Consider the following 20,002-nt stretch of genomic DNA (forward strand, 5'->3'; position numbering starts at 1 on the left):
AAGCTTGTATATACCTTTGATTTTTATTGGAAATTGTTTAAAACTGTATAGCCTACCAAACAGAATAATAACCCTAATCAAAGAGGATTGATGAAGGCTCTATTGTTTTCACCCATCGTGCGTGCTGCGCTAATGTTTTTGTTGCTAGTTGGTATGGGCTGGCAGAGCACTTATTCTGTTTATGCTCAATCGGGTTCGTTGAAGGTCTTTGAGATCGAAAGCGAGCTGTCACACAGTATCATTACAGATATTATTCAAGATAATAAAGGCTATATTTGGGCTGGAACTGCTGCCGGGTTGAATCGTTATGATGGTCATAGTAGCCAACAATTCTTTAAACGCACTGACAATTTAAGCTCTGATGATATTAGGATATTAGAAACAGATTCTTACGGGAATGTTTGGATTGGGACCGATAATGGGTTGAATGTTTATTGGCAAGAACAAGGCGTGTTTGAAAGTTTTTTTCATAATCCAGCAAATCAGCAATCCATTAAAGGAAATCAGATTCTAAGTATAGCAAAAGCTTATACTGGAGACATGTGGATTGGGACTGAAAATGGAGTTTCATATTTTCAAGCAGATACTAAGAACTTCTTACCAATAGAGTTAACCAATGCTATTGATATTCCTTTAGCGAATAAAGAAGTTTCAGCACTGATCAATACTAAAAGTCACACTTTATTAGGCACTAGTGGTGGCAAAATAGCGATTTTAAATGATAAAGGTTATTTTCAACAGATCGATAATAAGAATGTTATCGGTAACATCAAGCAATTTGCACAAAAATCCGAAACAGAAGTTTATGTTCTAAGTAATAGCGGTTTATATGTATGGAATATTTCTGAGCAAGAATTGAGTTTAGTGGATGTTGCCAGTTATGGGATTGATGAGCCGTTTCTGGAGATTAGCAGTATTATTGAGGGCAATGATAAAACCTTATGGCTTGGAACTGAGCGGAAAGGTTTGTTCCATATAGAGCTGGATACAGTGAATAGTCATTCGTATTTTAGCCGACGAGGAAAAGATGGTCTTGAAGGTGTGGAAAGAATTAATACCCTGCTGAAAGATCGAACCGGCATTGTATGGATAGCAACAGATGCTAATCTTCATCACTTAAATCCTAACCTTATTGAGTTTGATTTCTTTTCCCATCATGGTGACAGTGACTATAGGCTGACAGGAGACTCGGTATTTTCAGTGATGCAAGATGCTGACGGCTGGTATTGGTTTGGAACTGAATTTGATGGGTTAAATGTATTTAAGCCGGGAGTAGATGGTTTAGTTTACGCAGAAGAGATTCAATTACCTGATGTAAGTGGAAATGCAATTAATGAGATCATTGAAGGGGCTAACGGTCAGATTTGGATTTTTGCAGCGGATAGCGTTTGGACTTATGACAAAAATACTGAGGAATTCAATAAATTAAATGCCCAACAGCTGGAGCCCGCAACTTTGTATGCGGCGGAATATTACAGAGGTGAAATTTGGATTGGTACCGATTTTGGTTTGTGGCGTTTAGATCAGCAAGGTAAGTTAAAGCAATATTTATTGGATAGGCAGCAATACAGTTTGATTAATAAAGTTGTTGCATTAGACATCGACGAAAAAAATAAAAAAATTTGGTTGGGAACGGAGCAAGGTATTGTTCAGTTTGATATAGCTACTGAAAGCTTAAAGAATCTAAATGAATTGATTAGTCCATTGCCAACAGGTATCACCGGCTCTATTTATGATGTTTATCAAGATATTCATCAGAGACTTTGGGTCGGTACCTATCAAAATGGACTCTATAAAGTAGATTTTGCGACGCAAAAAATTTCGGTTTTAAATAATGCTACTTCAATGCTAAACAATACCGTGTACTCTATTATGGCAGATAAAAATAATTTCTTATGGGTGGCAACTGCTAGAGGATTATTTCGTTTAGATGCAAATGAGAATAGCCTCACTCACTTTAGTTTAGCTCAAGGCCAGCCAATTCGTGATTTTAACTTAGGAGCTAAAGCACTTGATAACAAAGGTAAAGTGTTATTAGCAGGCATTAATGGCGTGATTCATTTTGATTCAAACTCTTTCCAAAAGGATCCTTATCTGGCAATACCTATAATTACCAATATTCTAATAAATGGCGAGGTAGCCAAAGTAGGTTTGGAAGATGCACATATCAACAAAGCGATCAGTTCAACTGAAGAGTTAACTCTGTATCACGATGAAACGTCTTTATCGATTGCTTTTTCTGCTATGCATTACGCGAGTCCGAAAAACAATCGTTTTCGTTACCAACTTGAAGGTTTCGATAAAGATTGGATAGAAGTAGATGCCAACGATCGTCGGGCAGTATATGGAAAGTTAGAACCTTCTGATTATCAATTTAAATTATTAGCTTCGAATAAGGATGGTGTTTGGAATAAAGAACCAAGGTTGCTGAACATCAAAGTTTTGCCTTCACCTTACTTTTCTAATTTTGCCCTATTGTTTTATACCATTTTATCCTTATTAGCCATGCTAACGATTTTCGCATTGTATCAAACTAGGGCAAAGGAGAAGAAGGCAGCTAGTCAGAAACTCGCTGAATCAGAGGAACGGTTAAAGTTGTCGTTGTGGGGAAGTGGTGATGAGTTGTGGGATTGGAATATTCAATCAGGAGAATTATTTTTATCCAATGAGTGGAACATGGATTTCCCACGCGACGGTATGCGCAGTGGCTATACAGAAAGTAATTCGAATATTCATCCCAATGATTTACCGTTTGTAAAACGGGCTCTTCAAGCGCACATCAATGGCAAGTCAGGGCACTTTGAAAGCACTTACCGCATTAGCGATGAAAAAGGCAAATGGCTCTGGGTGTTAGATCAGGGGAAAATTGTAGAGTCCGACGGTAATCGAGCAGTCCGGATGGCTGGCACACTTAAGAATGTTTCTGATTTAAAAGAAGCTGAGCAGAAACTTAGCATTATTGTGAAATCATTTGAAAATATTTCTGACGCAGTTTGGATTTTGGATGCTGAACTAAAGTATGTGGCCATTAATCAGGCTTTTGAAACCATCACTCATTACAGTGCCGAAGAAGTTGTTGGCGCTCCTATGCAAGAAAGTGCGATTAAAGACATGAATGATGGCTTTTATGCGCGCTTGATGAAGTTACTGGATGAGAAAGGTAGTTGGCAAGGCGAATTAGAAGCCATAAGAAAAGATGGCAGCGTTTACCCCATTGATATTAATATTGATGTGGTGCGAGATAATGATGGGAACATTACTAACTATGTTGGGGTTTTCTCTGACATTACTTACCGTAAGATTGCCGAAAAAGAGTTACGCCGATTAGCGACTACCGATCAATTAACGGGTTTGCCTAATCGAAATACATTCCGAGCAGAAGTAGAAACTATTTTGAGTCATTCTTCTGAAGGTAAACAACATGCTTTATTGTTTGTAGATTTGGATAATTTCAAACAAGTAAATGATTCTTTAGGACACAGTGTTGGAGATGAACTTTTAATAAAAGTTGCAGAAAATCTCATTGAGGTGTTGGGTAATAGCAAAGGAACTATTGCTCGTTTAGGCGGGGATGAATTTATAATGTTTCTTGAAGATGTAGAAGTATGGAATCAGCCAGCCGAGATTGCGCAAGCTGTATTAGATAAATTTACTCACAAGCTTGAATTGAGTGAAAGTCGAATTTTAGTGTCCCCTAGTATAGGAATTGTAATGTACCCGGAAAATGGAGCTTCGGCGGATAAATTACTGCGCAATGCCGATACAGCGATGTATTATGCTAAGAAGAAAGGTAAAAACACTTTTCAGTTCTATACTAGGCAAATGAACGAGCAAGCAAAGTTGCGCTTAAATTTAGAAACAGAGTTAAGAGCGGCAATCGAGAAAGATGAGTTCGTGGTGTTCTACCAGCCTAAGGTGAGTTTGGCAAGCGGGAAAATTACTGGCTTTGAGGCTTTGATTCGATGGCGTAGTGAGAAACGCGGCTTGGTGATGCCAAATGAATTTATACCATTAGCGGAAGAAACGGGTTTAATCATTCCTATCAGCCAGCAGGTCATTGAAAAATCTTGTATTCAAGTTAGGGACTGGCAAAAGCGGGGGATTTTTGATGGAAAAATGGCCATTAATCTGTCTGCGATTCAGTTTTATCATGAAAACTTATGGGAAACCGTTAAGAATGCTCTGCACTTAGCGAATGTGGATGCTAGCAGTATCGAGTTTGAAATTACTGAAGGTATGGTTATGCAAGATTTAGCCCATTCGATTCAGCAGATGCACACCTTGAAGGATATGGGGGTATCATTAGCCTTGGATGATTTTGGTGTGGGTTATTCTTCGTTAGGTAATTTGAAAGACTTCCCTATTGATACCTTAAAGGTTGATAGGTCGTTTGTTTGGGATCTGGATGATTCTGAGCGAGACAAGAAATTAGTGGCATCGATTATCACCTTGGCGCATAACTTAGATATTAAGGTTGTGGCTGAAGGGGTGGAGACCATTAAACAGGTTCAAGCGCTTGAAGAAATGAAATGTGAAGAAATTCAAGGGTTTATCTACAGTCGTCCCTTACCAGCTTTTGAAGTAGAGAAGCTCTTAATCGACAAAGGTGCTACCTTAAGCCGAGCGTTAAAAGAGGCTCATGAAGATGAGATGAGTGATTAGTAAATAACGAGCTCGCAAGATTTAGAGTTTTCATTACCCGATAAGCGAAAAATTGTTTTAAATTTGGGCAAATCATTTGCTTGGCTGTAAAGGGTTTGAGACAATATGCGCCTTAAAAATACCCTATCTAATTGGAGATTCGATGTCTGCATCAACGCCAAGTCGTTTTGAGATGGCAAACGCCATTCGTGCATTAAGTATGGACGCTGTGCAAAAAGCCAAGTCTGGTCACCCTGGCGCCCCAATGGGCATGGCAGATATAGCCCAAGTTCTTTGGAACGATTTCTTCAAACACAACCCAACCAATCCTAACTGGGCTAACCGTGATCGCTTTGTGATGTCCAATGGTCATGGCTCTATGATGGTGTATTCTGTATTGCATTTGACTGGCTATGATGTGTCAATCAATGACATCAAAAACTTCCGCCAAATTCATTCTAAAACTCCTGGGCATCCAGAATATGGTTATACTCCAGGGGTTGAGACTACTACCGGTCCATTAGGTCAAGGTATTGCTAATGCGGTAGGCTTTGCTTTAGCTGAAAAAACTTTAGCTTCACAATTTAATCAACCCGGACATGAAGTTATTGATCATAACACTTATGTCTTTATGGGTGATGGCTGTTTAATGGAAGGTATTTCTCACGAAGTCTGCTCTTTAGCGGGAACTTTGGGTTTAGGTAAGTTAGTTGTTTTTTGGGATGACAATGGCATCTCCATTGATGGCGAAGTTGAAGGCTGGTTCTCTGATGATACGCCGAAACGTTTTGAAGCTTACGGCTGGCAAGTTATTCCAGCAGTGGATGGCCATGACCCTGAAGCAATCAAAGCAGCGGTAGCAGAAGCTAAAGCGGATGCAAATCGTCCGACCTTAATTTGTTGTAAAACGGTGATTGGCTTTGGTTCGCCAAATAAAGAAGGTAAAGAAGATTGTCATGGCGCACCATTAGGTGAAGACGAAATCGTTTTAGCACGTAAAAAATTAGGTTGGACTGCGCCGGCTTTTGAAATTCCAAATAGCATTGCCGATGCTTGGAATGCGCAAGAGCAAGGTCAAAAGTATGAAGCTGCATGGAATGAGAAGTTTGCTTCTTATCAAGCAGCGCATCCAGAATTAGCTTCAGAATTAACTCGTCGCCTTGCGGCAAAATTACCAGATACCTTTGCCACAGAAGCGCAAAAGTATATTGAAAACTTACAAGCAGAAGGTCCAACGGTTGCATCGCGCAAGGCTTCGCAAATGGCACTTAATGCTTATTCACCATTGCTACCTGAAATGGTTGGCGGCTCTGCAGATTTAGCGGGTTCAAACTTAACGATTAGTAATACATCTAGAGGGATTGATGCAAAGGACGCATCAGGTAATTACCTTTATTATGGTGTTCGAGAGTTTGGTATGTGCGCCATTATGAATGGTATGACGCTACATGGCGGTTTAATGCCTTACGGCGGTACTTTCCTAATATTTATGGAGTACGCCAGAAATGCGGTGCGAATGGCTGCTTTGATGAAGCAACAAGCAATTTATGTGTTCACTCACGATTCGATTGGTTTAGGTGAAGATGGTCCTACCCATCAACCGGTAGAGCAATTAGCCAATATGCGCTTAACGCCAAACTGTTCGGTGTGGCGTCCATGTGATGCAGTAGAAACTGCTGTAGCTTGGAAAGCTGCGATTGAAAATCGTAACGGACCAACGGCTTTGAGTTTAAGTCGTCAAAATTTGCAGCATCAAGATCGTAATCAAGAGCAGTTAGCAAATATTGCAAAAGGTGCTTATGTTATTAAAGATACGGTTGGCACACCGGATGCTATTTATATCGCAACTGGTTCTGAAGTTGAATTAGCAATTGAAGCTGCCAATGAAATGGCAAAACTAGACAAAAACATACGTGTGGTATCAATGCCATCGACTGATGTTTTTGATGCACAAGATGCAAGTTATAGAGAGTCAGTTTTACCAAGTGCTGTAAGCAAAAGAGTGGCGATAGAAGCTGGTATTGCTGATTACTGGTATAAATATGTTGGTTTGAATGGTGCTGTTGTCGGTATGACGACTTTTGGTGAGTCGGCACCAGCAGGTGAGTTGTTCAAACATTTTGGTTTTACGGTTGAAAATATTACTGCTAAAACTAACGAGCTTTTTAAAGATTAGAGCTAAAGATTTATCAAATTTATTTTACGAACTGTAGTATTTCGGAGATTTTAAAATGACAGTTAAAGTTGCAATTAATGGTTATGGTCGTATTGGCCGCACAGCACTTCGCGCAATCTATGAGCACGGTTATCGTGATCGTATTCAAGTAGTTGCAATCAATTCATCGCACCCAGCGGAGACTACTGTACATTTAACTAAGTATGATACTACCCATGGTCGTTTCAATGCAGATGTGTCTACAGACGGCGAACACATGATGGTTAATGGCGACAAAATTAAATTATATGCCGAACGTAACCCGGAATTAATTCCTTGGGGTGATCAAGAAGTTGATGTGGTTTTTGAGTGTACTGGAGTATTCAAAGATCAAGCCGGTGCTGCTAAGCACTTTAAAGGCGGAGCGAAAAAAGTGTTGATCTCAGCACCAGGTGCAGCTGATGTTGATGCAACTGTAGTATTTGGTGTGAATGATGATATTTTAAAATCTGAGCACCGTGTTGTTTCTAATGCTTCTTGCACTACTAACTGTTTAGCACCGTTAGCAAAAGTATTAAACGATACAGTTGGAATCAAATCAGGTTTGGTTAACACTATTCACGCTTACACCAACGATCAAAAATTAATTGATAATCAACATAAAGACTTGCGACGCGCTCGTGCGGCAGCACAAAGCATTATTCCAACTAAAACTGGTGCAGCTAAAGCCGTTGGTTTAGTGTTACCAGAACTGAATGGTGTGATGGATGGCTTTGCGATGCGTGTTCCAACCATTAACGTATCCTGTGTTGATTTAACTTTTGAAGCAGGTCGTGATACGTCGGCAGAAGAAATTAACGAAATTGTAAAAAAAGCAGCAGATGATCATGTGCTTTGCTACAACGATGAGCCATTAGTCTCTATCGATTTTAACCACAGCCCAGCATCTTCTACTTTTGATGCAGGTCAAACACGAGTTATGAATGGTAACTTGGTTAAGGTGGTGACTTGGTATGATAATGAGTGGGGTTTTAGTAATCGCATGTTAGATGTTGCTATAAAAATGATGTCTGTTTAGGTTCTTTTTCTTGTATTGCGAGAAAAATCTTTCTAACCGAGAGGGATTTATTTAGGTAATTTAAAAGGCTTTTTTCGGAAAGTCTTTTGCGTTTTAACTATTGTAGTTTTATTGATAAAAGGTTCTAAAACATGAATGTTTTAAGAATGGCTGATTTAGATTTAAATAATAAGCGTGTGCTTATTCGTGAAGATCTAAATGTTCCTGTTAAAGATGGAAAAATCACCAGTGATGTACGTATTCAAGCATCAATTCCGACCATTAAGTTAGCTTTAGAAAAGGGTGCTAAAGTAATGGTGATGTCGCACCGTGGTCGTCCTACAGAAGGGGTTTTAACTGAAAAAGACTCCATGAAAATTGTAGTGGATTACTTAAACGAGCAATTAGATGTCCCTGTTCGTTTGGCTACTGAATACTTGAATGGAATTGAGGTTGAGCAGGGCGAACTAGTCGTTTTTGAAAATGTTCGCTGTAATGTTGGTGAAAAAGCTAACGATGATCGCCTTTCAAAAATGTATGCTGATCTTTGCGATGTATTTGTGCATGATGCTTTTGGCACTGCACATAGAGCTCAAGCTTCAACTCATGGTGTAGCTAAATTTGCTCCAGTAGCTTGTGCGGGTTTACTATTGGCAGGTGAGTTAGAGGCTTTAGGTAAAGCTTTAGATAATCCAGCGAGACCGATGGTTGCGATTGTCGGTGGTTCTAAAGTTTCTACGAAATTAACGGTATTAGAAAAACTATCAGGAATCGTTGATCAATTGATTGTCGGTGGGGGTATTGCGAATACATTTATTGCTGCTACCGATAAAAATGTTGGCAAATCATTGTATGAAGCAGACCTAATTCCTGAAGCACAACGGTTAATTGCACAGGCAAAAGCTAGTGGCGGTGAGATTCCTGTACCAGTAGACGTGGTTACTGGTAAAGAATTTTCTGAGTCAGCAGCAGCAGAAGCTAAGTCTGTTTCTGAAGTGCAAGATGATGATATGATATTTGATATCGGGCAAGAGTCTGCAGAGTATTTGGCAAAGATTTTGGCTAATGCAAAAACTATTGTTTGGAATGGACCAGTAGGGGTTTTTGAATTTGATCAATTTGGTAAAGGTACGGAAATAATTTCCCGGGCAATTGCCGATAGTGATGCTTTTTCGATTGCTGGTGGTGGTGATACCGTTGCGGCAGTTGATAAATACGGAATTAAAGAACAGGTCTCTTACATCTCAACTGGTGGTGGAGCATTTTTAGAATTCTTAGAAGGTAAAGAGTTACCGGCGGTGGCAATTCTTGAGCAAAGAGCTCAGGAAACTGCAAAAGAAAGCGCTTAATAAAAATTATAGGATTAGGTAAAGGTAAAAGTTATGGCATTAATTACATTAAGACAATTATTAGATCATGCAGCAGAGCATGGTTACGGTATTCCAGCGTTTAACGTTAATAATTTAGAGCAAATGCGTGCAGTAATGCAGGCAGCTGATGAGACGGATTCTCCGGTAATCGTTCAGGCTTCTGCCGGAGCACGCAAATACGCAGGATCGAATTTTTTACGCCATTTGATCTTAGCCGCTACCGAGGAGTTTCCGCATATTCCAGTATGTATGCATCAAGATCATGGTGCTTCGCCGGCAATTTGTCAGCAATCGATTCAACTGGGTTTTAGTTCGGTAATGATGGATGGCTCCTTAGAGGAAGACATGAAAACACCAGCGTCTTACGAATACAATGCGCGAGTAACTAAACTGGCAACAGATATGGCGCACGCTTGCGGTGTATCAGTTGAAGGTGAGTTAGGATGCTTAGGTTCTTTAGAAACTGGCATGGCTGGTGAAGAAGATGGTTCTGGCGCTGAAGGTATTTTAACTGAAGATCAGTTACTTACAGATCCTGAAGAAGCAGCACAGTTTGTCAAAGACACGGGAGTTGATGCGCTAGCAATTGCTATTGGTACTTCACATGGTGCATATAAATTTACGCGCCCGCCTACAGGCGATGTTTTATCAATTCAACGCATTAAAGAGATTAATAAGCGTATTCCCGATACGCATTTAGTAATGCATGGTTCTTCTTCAGTACCGCAAGATTGGCTGGCAGTCATCAATGAATATGGCGGTGATTTAGGCGAAACCTACGGCGTACCGGTTGAAGAAATTCAAGAAGGTATTAAGTATGGAGTTCGTAAAGTTAATATCGATACGGATTTACGTTTAGCCGCAACCGGTGCTGTACGTAAATTTTTAAAGCAAAATCCAAAAGAATTTGACCCTCGTAAATATAACAAAGTTGCTCAAGATGCAATGCAATCTATATGTAAAGCACGATATGAATCTTTTGGAACGGCGGGTAACGCTTCAAAGATTAAGCCAATTAATATGGAACAAATGGCAATAGATTATAAGGCTGGAAAATTGGATCCGAGAGTTAACTAATTTACTAATAAGAGAATGAAAAAACCGGCATGAGCCGGTTTTTTCATTCAAACACATATGGACATCCGTCATATTCATTATGTTTGTCATCCCATCGTCTAACATCATTTGCTCTCCGCCATCTTGAGTGAAAGAATTCCATTAAACAATTACCCTGTTCTACTTGCACTAGAAAAGTATCAAATTCCTCTACTTGCTCATAAGTTGGATATTGCTTTCCTTTTCCCCAAGTCAGACCTCCATTTCTTTCGGCATAGGCAAGCCAAAAGTCTTCTACTGCTAGCCACTGCTTAGTTTCGCTATTCCAAGCTTTAAGTTGCTCATCGATACTTTTAATATGGCCATCATAAATTTGATCAGTTGAATTACTATCGCTAGTTTTGCTAACGCCGCAAGCGGTTAATAAAAAAAATAATAGTATTGATAATTTACGCATAGTTTTGTCCATTAATATAAAATTCTGGCTCGAATAGTCCCTTCGATTTTACGCATTTGTTCTAACGCAATTTTACTTGAGCTTTCGTCAATATCGGTAACAACATAACCAATTTGATCTTTAGTCTGCAAATATTGCGCTGAGATATTCACATTATTATCAGCCAAAATATGGGTGATCTGGGATAAGACACCGGGCTGATTTCTATGAATATGTAAAATCCTATGGGTACCAGTATGAGCCGGTAAAGCTGCCTCTGGGAAGTTAACAGACGAAACAGTGGAGCCATTGTTACTGTATTTGATCATTTTTTCGGTAACTTCGATGGCAATGTTTTCTTGTGCTTCTAAGGTCGATCCGCCAATATGAGGAGTCAAAATAACATTATCAAACTGCCTCAATGGAGATTGAAAAGTTTCATTGTTAGATTTTGGCTCTGTAGGGAAAACGTCTAGTGCCGCACCGGCAATGCCTTTGTTCTCTAAGCATGAAACTAAGGCATCAATATCAACCACAGTCCCGCGTGAGGCATTTATTAAAATAGCATGTTTTTGCATTTGAGATAATTGAGACGAAGAGATGAGCCCTTTGGTTTGAGGGGTTTCTGGAACGTGCAATGAAATGACGTCAGATTGAGCTAATAAAGTATTAAAGTCTGCTTCTTGTTCGGCATTGCCAAGAGAGAGTTTGTTTTCAATATCGTAGAAACGAACTTTCATACCAATACCCTCAGCCAGAATACCGAGCTGAGTGCCAATATGGCCATAGCCAATAATACCTAAAGTTTTACCACGTGCTTCATTCGAGTTGGTGGCGGACTTTTGCCATTCGCCACGGTGGGCAGCGGCATTTTTTTCAGGGATTCCACGTAGCAACATAATCATCTCGCCCAAAACCAGCTCGGCAACACTTCGGGTGTTGGAATAAGGAGCATTAAAAACAGGAACGCCTCTAAATTGAGCAGCATCTAGGTTTACTTGGTTGGTGCCGATACAAAAGCAACCGATGGTGACTAATTTCTCTGCGGAATCTAACACGTCTTTAGAAATTTGCGTCCTTGAGCGAATACCCACAAAATGGCTATCAGAGATTTCTTGCTTTAACTCATCTCCCGATAAGGCAGTGCTATATTTTTTGATGTTATTATAGCCATCATGGCGAAATAACGCTTCTGCTTGAGGATGAACGCCTTCGAGCAATAAGACTTTTAACTGATCTTTATTAAATGAAGTTGGGTTTGCCATAACAAATCTGGTTTGACCATTTGTACCTATTTAACCAAAAGCGTGAGCTTGATAAAAGGGGAAAATTGCAATTGTTAAAGATGGTGAAAAAAGTAGCAGTTTTAGGCGATTTCAAAGAATCTTCCTGATACAATGTGCGCCGCTTGGCTGCGACTTATCCGTAATGTAATTTTAAGAGGTTTAGATGTCTGTGAGCCCAAATTTAGACAAATTAATAGAAATTCTTAGTGAAACTTTGTCTATTGATGCTGAGGAATTTTCTTCAGATACATTATTGCTAGGAAATTTCCCAGAGTTTGATTCAATGGCTATTGTTTCTATATTAATGGAATTGGAAGAGCAATTCTCTATTAGTGTGGCTGAAGATGAACTTACGGGTGATGCGTTTGAGTCAGTGTCAACACTCTTGGAATTTATTGACATTCAGCAGGCAGCAACTGCAATCTAAAATATCTATCAAAGCTGCTCACAACTTCTCAGTGAATCATTGGCTTTTTTATAAAAATTCTTTTATAACAATAAGATAATCAACTTATAACATCTTTAAATAGAATTTAATGGAATTTGTAATAGCATTGGGATTGCTGCTAATTGTAATTTCTATCCTTGCTTTGCGTAGGCGTTTACCTAAATATATTAGGTTATTTACTCCTGCCTTGGCATTGCTCTTTGGTGTTTATTGGTTACTGCACAAATGGCCGTCCTTATATAATAATTTTACCCTTCTAATAATAATATTACTGCTGGCTTTATTATTAGCCTTAGCAATACTCTGGTTTAGTCTCAATCAAAGAGCCCGCAGTCAATTAAAGGTCAAGATAGCTAAGGCTTTTTCTCTCTATAAATATGACTATCGCGAATCCTGGCTGGGTTTTAATAGTGCTCTGGATTACGCTCATCAAGAACAAAACTTTTATCCAAAAACTATTCAAGCTTTAGCTGAAATGGTGACTAGTCCAGGCGGTAAGTTATGGGCAAAAAATGCGGGTCGATTTGGTTATGTTGACCATTGGAACTCTCCTCTTACTAGCGAACAAAATTATCGATTGCCATCAGAATTAATTGAGTTTGTTGATCGCTATAATTGGGTTATCGATGTAACTGAATATCAAAAAGATCCGAAAATTTATAACAATCTAAAATTAGACCTGAGTCAGTTTGATAAAAGTGCTATAAAAATTTTTGTACCTTTGAGGCGGAAAAAAGAGCTAGTAGCCATTGTTGGATTGAAACGGTTAGATGATACTCCTAGTCTAAACTGGGAAGATCATGATTTGTTAAAAGCTGCAGGCCAACAAATGGCCAGTTACTTAGGTTTATATGAGGCAACTTCCAGTTTGTATGAACAAAGAGAGTTTGCAGCCTTTAATAAACTGTCAACCTTTGTAGTGCATGATCTAAAAAATGTATCCGCCCAATTGGAATTAATTACCCAAAATTCACATAAATTTGGAAGTAACCCTGAATTTATAAACGATAGTTTTGAAACAGTTAAGAGTGCACATAATCGTTTAGGTAAAATGTTAAAACAGTTACGACGCAAAGAATCATCACAGCCAGGTTATAGCAAAACTTACTTACCAGATTTAGTGGAAGAGGTAATTGCAAAAGATATTAAGGTACAATTTGATAAAGAAATTCCTATGGTTTTTGTAGCTGGAGCTCAAGAGCAATTGCTGAATATTATTTTACATTTAGAAGAAAATGCGCAAGAGGCAGTCAAAGCAAAAGAAAGCATCGAGCTGGCAGTGGCAAGCGCTAAAGTGAAGCATAAAATCAAATTACAAAATGATGGACTCTATTGGGATATTATAGATGAGGGAATAGGTATGAGTGAAGAGTTCATGCGAGAAAGCTTATTTAAACCTTTTGAAACCACTAAGGGTAATGCAGGTATGGGAATCGGCGTTTATCAATGCCGCTATTTGCTCAGAAGTAATGATGGTGATTTAATAATACGAAGTCGTTTAGGACGAGGTACTCACTGTACCATGATAATGTCTTTGGCTGCGCAAGAGGAATAAAAGACGATGATAGATGGAGATAAAAATGAGCCAAAATAAATTGGAACTACTGATCGTTGAAGATGATGAAGGGTTGCAGAAACAATTGAAATGGACCTTTGATGATTACAATGTCATTTTAACGGATAGCCACACTAAGACTATTGAAGAGATTCGTAGATTTGAACCTAAAGTCGTAACTTTAGATTTAGGACTACCGCCTGATCCAGCCAATGCTTCTGTAGGTTTAGCTTTGTTGGAAGAAATCTTACTATTAGCACCGGCAACGAAAGTTATTGTTGTAACGGGTAACGACCAGAGGGATATAGCACTTAAAGCTGTTGAGTTGGGTGCTTATGACTTTTACCAAAAACCTATTCAGGCAGAAGAACTTTCTTTAATTGTCAAAAGAGCGTTTGATCTAGCTAATTTAGAAGAAGACAATCGTAATTTATTTAAACGCCAAACTGACAGTTTTCATGGCATTATTGCCAGTAGCCCAGAGATGCTGGGGGTTTGCCAAAAAATTGAAAAAGTTGCACCAACAGATGTTAGCGTTATGTTGCTAGGAGATAGCGGTACCGGAAAAGAGTTGTTAGCTCGAGCTATTCATGAAATAAGCCCAAGAAATAATAATAAGTCAGTCGCTATCAATTGCGCCGCGATTCCAGAGAATTTGTTAGAAAGCGAATTATTTGGCTATGAGCCTGGAGCCTTCACAGGAGCAAACAAGTTAACTATTGGTAAAGTTGAAAGTGCCAATGGAGGTACTTTATTTTTAGATGAGATTGGTGATATGCCAATGCAATTACAGGCAAAGATGTTACGCTTTTTGCAAGAGCGACAGGTGGAAAGGATTGGCGGCAGAGAGCAAATTGAAGTTGATGTGCGAATTGTTGCAGCTACTCATCAGCCGCTGAGTGAGTTGGTAGAGCAAGGGAAGTTTAGGGAAGATCTATTTTATCGTTTAAGTGAAGTAAGTTTAACTATTCCATCGTTAAAGGAACGGAACGGTGATGTGGTACTAATCGCTCGTTCTATGCTGGAGAAATTTAACCGACAATATTCTCGCAATTTTAGAGGTTTTACCTCTGAAGCTGTGCATGCGATGGAAGCTTACGAATGGCCTGGCAATGTTCGCGAATTAGAAAATAAAGTCAAAGCTGCAGTGGTTATGTCAGAAAGTAATCAGATAGGGGCCGAAGAATTGCAGTTAGAACAAAATCAATTAAGAGAAATGCCGCTAAATTTAAGGCAGGTTCGTGAAGTATCGGAGTCAAAAGCTATTCAGCGAGCGATTGTTTTATCTAATGGTAATATATCAAAGGCCTCGAAATTACTTGGTGTAACTAGACCAACTTTATACAGCTTGATGGATAAATATGGAATTCAACATTAAATTTTTTGCATTAATTATTTTTGTGTTGATTTTATCTGCTTGTGATCCTGACCCGCAAGCAACGGCGCTTAAAGAACGTTGGCAAAATCATGACTGGTCTAATAATCAACCAGAAATTATGCTTGATATCAACAACGATGGAGAGCAGGAGCGAGCTCTGCTAGGAGTAAGTGATAAGACTGTTATTGTCAGTGTTTTTTTACAAGATGATGTGACTAAGATAGATTTCATAGAGTTATTTGTAGATAAAGCCAATCAGAAAAATTCTATCTGCGGCACGGAAGCAACTTTAACAGTGGAAAGTCAAAAATATCCCATTCGCCAGAAAGTTAGCCCTACACCAAGAGGCTATCAATATTGTCCTGAATGCCGAGGGCTGCGCGTAACGGATAAAAAAGATTGCGATCCTTTCCATATTTACTGGGATCACAGTAACCAAAGATTAAGTTGGTGGCGAAATTAAACTTATGATTAGCTATTTCTAATACGATTGCTATCGTTAGTTTCGAGCAATGGTTTCGACTTCACCATGACTTTTAGCTATGAGTAAAACATCCGCTGAGCGCTCTGCAAATAGTCCATTGGTAACAACGCCAACCAGACTATTTAAGATGCTCTCCAATTTCATTGGCTCATTTATTTCTAAGCCATGCACATCCAAAATAACATTGCCATTATCAGTTACAAAACCAGCTCTATAGACAGGATCGCCGCCAAGCTTAACAATTTCTCTTGCGACGTAACTTCTCGCCATTGGTACCACTTCTATCGGCAGCGGAAACTCTCCAAGGCGACGAACCAGTTTAGACTCATCCGCAATACAAATAAATTTTGTCGATACTGCGGCTATAATTTTTTCGCGAGTTAAAGCGCCGCCACCACCTTTGATCAGTGCCAACAAATGGTTTGACTCATCAGCACCATCGACATAGACAGGTATTTCAGAAACTTGATTGAGGTCAAAAACTTCTATGCCATGATTTTTTAATCTTTCGGTTGAAGCTTCAGAGCTGGAAACTGCGCCTTTAATTTTATGTTTTATTTTGGCAAGTTCATCAATAAAAAAATTAACAGTAGAGCCGGTTCCAACACCAACAATAGTGTCTTCTTTAACATATTCTACGGCAGCTTTGCCAACCAGGGCTTTCAATTCGTCTTGAGTCATAGTGATTCTGATTAAATTAACACCTGACTATTGTAGTCGATGAGGTGAGAAAATGTTAGCTGTCTGAAGCGGTAAATCGTCTGAAGTAACTGGGGGTAGCAATTGAATCAATTTTTTGGTCCCACTTTTGTATAGGTAAATTAGTTGTTTGTTGAAAATTGTATGCTAAGCCAATCAATTCAGGTCGCTTCTGATTAGAGTTAAAGTTCTTAAGTGCGGAATCATAATAGCCTCCGCCCATACCAAGACGGTTGCCTTCTGTATCATAAGCAACAAGAGGCATAAAAATAACGTCGAGCTCACTGGGCCGAATGGCAGAGGAAATTTTTGCCGTCGGCTCTAAGATGCCAAAAGATCCCTGCTGAATGGTGTCTTTGCCAGTATAGGGTAAAAACCACATGCCTCTTTTTTTATTGGGAAAAACCTTAGGTATAAAGCACTTTTTTTTCAACGATAAGGCATACTCAATCAGTGGCCAGCAACTTATTTCACCACGGGTTGGTAAATAAAAAGCAATATTTTCAGAAGTTTCAATAATTTGTGCGGTAGATAAGTGGCCTAAAATAGCGAGAGCGGAACGCTCCATAAAGGGTTTAGTAAGAGTGCTTCTTTGATGTTTAATTCTTGTTCGCAGAAGCTGTTTCTGCGACAGCGCTTTATTCATTAATAAAAACCCAGACTGCCGTTGTAGGTAGAGGCCCTAGAACCCAAAGGTTCAGGGGGGAGACCAGGAGGATGATCAGGCTTTCCGATCGAAACGGACTTGCACAACACTTCCTACGAAGGAATCCCAAAAAAAGTATTATCGGCTCAAGAACGTTCGCTACTGACGAACAGTCCAGGAACCTGAATTATAACATAAATAATTAACCGTTAGTGAGCTCGATTTGTTTGCTACTATCCAGTGAGGATTCAATTTTATCGCTCAACTGTTGCATCTTATTGTTTATTATAGATATTTGTTCGGGGTTAGTGTCGGACTTATTTAACAATTCGTAACTAAGATTCAGTGCCGCCATGACAGCAATTCGTTCAATGCCTAGAACTTTGCCCGACTCACGAATCTCTCGCATTCTCTTATCTAAAAAGGTCGCAGCTTGTAATAGTTGCTGATGCTCGTCTTCTGGGCTAGCAACTTGGAATTCTTTGCCTAAAATGGAGACATTGACAGGAATAATATCGGATTTTGCCATAATTAGTTAAACTCTTTACATGCTCTTTAAGCGCTTGATCATTAGATCAATTTGCTGACGAGCGGACTCATTTTTGTTGATAAGTTGTTGCTTTTCATTACGCATATGATTGATTTGACTGCGTAAATCACTGTTTTCACTGTTTATTTTTTCAAACTGCAACAAAAGCGAGTCAACTTGAGATTCTAGAAGCTCTAATTGATTTTGTGGATTTACCATATTCATTAAACAGTTAGGTTTGATAATTAAAGTATACTATAAGGATATGCGTTATGTTGGTCAATCTTTGTCCAATTAAAATATTATTGTTATTAAATTGGTAGCTGGACTAGGCATTCTTTAGGGCAAAGGTTAAACTTGTTTTACTATTGTTAGCAAGAGTTTTCCCTTTGATCCATTATTCACAAATCAATGAGTTATGCCTACATTATTTGCCAGATCTGGCTGCATCCCAACTAGCAGGAATGCTGCATGGATTAGTCGCACACGGTTACGTTCCAGAACAAGGCAATTGGCATCAGCAACTAGCTGAGTTTTTAAATTCAGGCGATCCACTGCCAACTGAGGCTTTTTCAGGATTAGAGCAATTATTAGCATTTACCCAAAAGGATTATCAAGTTGATTCATTTAGTATCGACTTAATTATTCCTGAAGATGACTATCCATTGGCGCACCGCTTAACTGCTCTGGGTGAATGGTCGCAAGGTTTTCTAACGGGGTATGGTTTGATTAAACAAGAAAAGCCATTAAGCGAGGATGCAGAAGAGGCTATGCATGATTTGGCACAAATTGCCCAGCTGGATAATGAAGCAGAAGAAAATGAAGAATTAGAGCAAGCTTATGTGACTATCTGTGAGCATGTGAAAATGTCTGCACAGATTATTTTTATGGCAAATCAACCAGAAGCAACTCCACACAATCAAGAAAACTCTTCAGTACATTAGGAATTCACATTGCAAAAGATAAATTTTGCTGCAAGAAGAAAGCGATTAATGCAATGGATGGGGGATAACTCCATTGCAATTTTGCCAGCTGCCAATGAAAAAGTTAGAAGTCGAGATGTTAATTTTCATTTCAGGCAAGATAGTGATTTTTGGTATCTGACAGGGTTTGATGAGCCCGAGGCTGTGGTTGTGATTATCCCTGGCCGTAAACATGGAGAGTTCATTCTTTTTAATCGAGAAAAAGATCCAATCCAAGAAACATGGCATGGTGTTAGGCTAGGTCAAGAAGGAGCGATAGAAACTCTTGGAGCTGACGATGCGTTTCCGATAACCGATATTGATGACATTTTACCAGGTTTGATGGAGGGTAAAGATAGAATTTATTTTGAGCTAGGAGTAAATCCTGAATTCGATCAGCAAATTTTAGAGTGGCGTAATCAATTGACTAATGCGCAACATAAAGGCGAATCCCGTCCAGGCGAAATGATTGATCTTAAACATCATTTACATGAGATGCGTTTAATAAAAACGCAAGCTGAGATTCAGCGCATGCGTTATGCCGCAAATGTTTCTGCTAAAGCTCATATAGCATTAATGAAAGCTTGCGCATCTGGAAAAAACGAGCGTCATATGGAAGCAGAGCTAGAGTACCATTATGCATTGAATGATTGTCGACATGCAGCCTACCCCTCCATAGTTGCAGCAGGTAATAATGCTAATATTTTGCATTATGTAGAAAATGATAGTGAGTTAGAAGATGGCGATTTATTGTTAACTGATGCAGGTTGTGAATTTGAATATTATGCCTCGGATATTTCTAGAACTATCCCAATTAATGGCCGCTTTTCAAAAGCACAGGCAGAGCTTTACGATTTAGTGCTAGCAGCACAAGAGGCGGCGATTGAAATGGTTAAACCGGGTAATCACTGGAATGACATTCACGACAAAGCGGTGGAAATCATTACCCAAGGTTTGATTGATTTAAAGATTTTAAAGGGTAGTTTAAAAGTCAATTTAATTAAAGAAACCTATAAAGAATTTTATATGCATAAAACCGGTCATTGGCTCGGCCTGGATGTACATGACGTTGGTGATTATCAGGTGCATGGACAGCCAAGATTATTGGAGGCAGGCATGGTATTAACCGTCGAACCAGGTCTTTATATCAATAAAGATAATACTAGGGTGGCCAAAAAGTGGCGTGGGATTGGCATTCGCATTGAAGATGATGTAGCGGTAACAAAAACGGGTTACGATGTTTTGTCAAAAGCGGCGCCAAAAGATCGGGAAAAGATTGAGCAGTTAATGCAATAATTTT

17 protein-coding genes and 1 other RNA gene are annotated in these 20,002 nt (G+C 39.2%); 11 read left to right on the forward strand and 7 right to left on the reverse strand.

The features are described 5' to 3' along the window. Positions 1–90: 90 nt before the first annotated feature. The 5 genes from GJS41_RS07840 (at position 91) to fba (ending at position 10,300) form a co-directional block, all read left to right on the forward strand. Positions 91–4,662 (forward strand): EAL domain-containing protein, encoded by a 4,572-nt coding sequence (locus GJS41_RS07840; RefSeq protein WP_154246723.1) that lies wholly within the window; start codon positions 91–93, stop codon positions 4,660–4,662. Between the two features lie 142 nt (positions 4,663–4,804). Beyond that, positions 4,805–6,817, forward strand: coding sequence for a transketolase (gene tkt, locus GJS41_RS07845; protein WP_154246724.1), 2,013 nt, complete (start codon positions 4,805–4,807; stop codon positions 6,815–6,817). A gap of 55 nt (positions 6,818–6,872) precedes the next feature. Continuing rightward, positions 6,873–7,874, forward strand: a complete 1,002-nt coding sequence (gene gap / locus GJS41_RS07850) for a type I glyceraldehyde-3-phosphate dehydrogenase (RefSeq protein ID WP_154246725.1) — start codon at positions 6,873–6,875, stop codon at positions 7,872–7,874. A 131-nt stretch (positions 7,875–8,005) separates the two neighbouring features. After that, complete coding sequence (locus tag GJS41_RS07855) at positions 8,006–9,202, forward strand: phosphoglycerate kinase (RefSeq protein WP_154246726.1); 1,197 nt, start codon at positions 8,006–8,008, stop codon at positions 9,200–9,202. A gap of 33 nt (positions 9,203–9,235) precedes the next feature. Further along, positions 9,236–10,300: a class II fructose-bisphosphate aldolase gene (gene fba, locus GJS41_RS07860; protein WP_154246727.1), complete on the forward strand. Its 1,065-nt coding sequence runs from the start codon at positions 9,236–9,238 to the stop codon at positions 10,298–10,300. Between the two features lie 43 nt (positions 10,301–10,343). Here fba and GJS41_RS07865 read toward each other — a convergent pair whose 3' ends face one another. Further along, on the reverse strand, positions 10,344–10,736 hold the full coding sequence (locus GJS41_RS07865; RefSeq protein ID WP_154246728.1) for a hypothetical protein: 393 nt from the start codon (positions 10,734–10,736) through the stop codon (positions 10,344–10,346). Positions 10,737–10,747: 11 nt separating this feature from the next. Continuing rightward, positions 10,748–11,980, reverse strand: a complete 1,233-nt coding sequence (gene serA / locus GJS41_RS07870; RefSeq protein WP_154246729.1) for a phosphoglycerate dehydrogenase — start codon at positions 11,978–11,980, stop codon at positions 10,748–10,750. Positions 11,981–12,164: 184 nt separating this feature from the next. Here serA and GJS41_RS07875 point away from each other — a divergent pair, with 184 nt between their 5' ends. The 4 genes from GJS41_RS07875 to GJS41_RS07890 all read left to right on the forward strand — a co-directional run bounded on the left by GJS41_RS07875 (position 12,165) and on the right by GJS41_RS07890 (position 15,845). Then, entirely contained in the window at positions 12,165–12,428 is a 264-nt protein-coding gene (locus GJS41_RS07875; RefSeq protein ID WP_154246730.1) for an acyl carrier protein, read from the forward strand. Between the two features lie 109 nt (positions 12,429–12,537). Next, a complete protein-coding gene (gene prsK, locus GJS41_RS07880; RefSeq protein WP_154246731.1) occupies positions 12,538–14,004 on the forward strand; it encodes an XrtA/PEP-CTERM system histidine kinase PrsK in 1,467 nt (488 codons plus the stop codon). Positions 14,005–14,029: 25 nt separating this feature from the next. Further along, positions 14,030–15,382 carry a PEP-CTERM-box response regulator transcription factor gene (gene prsR / locus GJS41_RS07885; RefSeq protein WP_154246732.1) on the forward strand — a complete coding sequence of 451 codons (1,353 nt, stop codon included), beginning with the start codon at positions 14,030–14,032 and terminating at the stop codon, positions 15,380–15,382. Continuing rightward, positions 15,366–15,845, forward strand: coding sequence for a hypothetical protein (locus GJS41_RS07890; protein WP_154246733.1), 480 nt, complete (start codon positions 15,366–15,368; stop codon positions 15,843–15,845). The genes prsR and GJS41_RS07890 overlap by 17 nt, the downstream gene beginning before the upstream one ends. 36 nt (positions 15,846–15,881) lie before the next feature. Here the strand turns inward: GJS41_RS07890 and rpiA are convergent, their stop codons facing one another. The 5 genes from rpiA to GJS41_RS07915 all read right to left on the reverse strand — a co-directional run bounded on the left by rpiA (position 15,882) and on the right by GJS41_RS07915 (position 17,965). Then, the gene (gene rpiA, locus GJS41_RS07895; RefSeq protein WP_370515680.1) at positions 15,882–16,553 is read right to left on the reverse strand and encodes a ribose-5-phosphate isomerase RpiA; all 672 of its coding nucleotides are present in this window, start codon (positions 16,551–16,553) and stop codon (positions 15,882–15,884) included. A 49-nt stretch (positions 16,554–16,602) separates the two neighbouring features. Then, positions 16,603–17,211, reverse strand: coding sequence for a 5-formyltetrahydrofolate cyclo-ligase (locus tag GJS41_RS07900; protein WP_154246735.1), 609 nt, complete (start codon positions 17,209–17,211; stop codon positions 16,603–16,605). Between the two features lie 3 nt (positions 17,212–17,214). Beyond that, a non-coding RNA gene (gene ssrS, locus GJS41_RS07905) (6S RNA) lies at positions 17,215–17,395 on the reverse strand. 18 nt (positions 17,396–17,413) lie between these two features. After that, positions 17,414–17,740 (reverse strand): cell division protein ZapA, encoded by a 327-nt coding sequence (locus tag GJS41_RS07910; RefSeq protein ID WP_154246736.1) that lies wholly within the window; start codon positions 17,738–17,740, stop codon positions 17,414–17,416. Between the two features lie 15 nt (positions 17,741–17,755). After that, complete coding sequence (locus GJS41_RS07915; protein WP_227551269.1) at positions 17,756–17,965, reverse strand: TIGR02449 family protein; 210 nt, start codon at positions 17,963–17,965, stop codon at positions 17,756–17,758. Between the two features lie 164 nt (positions 17,966–18,129). Here GJS41_RS07915 and GJS41_RS07920 point away from each other — a divergent pair, with 164 nt between their 5' ends. Next, the gene (locus GJS41_RS07920) at positions 18,130–18,684 is read left to right on the forward strand and encodes a UPF0149 family protein (protein ID WP_227551270.1); all 555 of its coding nucleotides are present in this window, start codon (positions 18,130–18,132) and stop codon (positions 18,682–18,684) included. Between the two features lie 9 nt (positions 18,685–18,693). Next, positions 18,694–19,998, forward strand: a complete 1,305-nt coding sequence (locus tag GJS41_RS07925; RefSeq protein ID WP_195758357.1) for an aminopeptidase P N-terminal domain-containing protein — start codon at positions 18,694–18,696, stop codon at positions 19,996–19,998. Positions 19,999–20,002: the final 4 nt, after the last annotated feature.

This window comes from Kangiella sp. HZ709, from assembly GCF_009674675.1.
Lineage (GTDB): Bacteria > Pseudomonadota > Gammaproteobacteria > Enterobacterales > Kangiellaceae > Kangiella.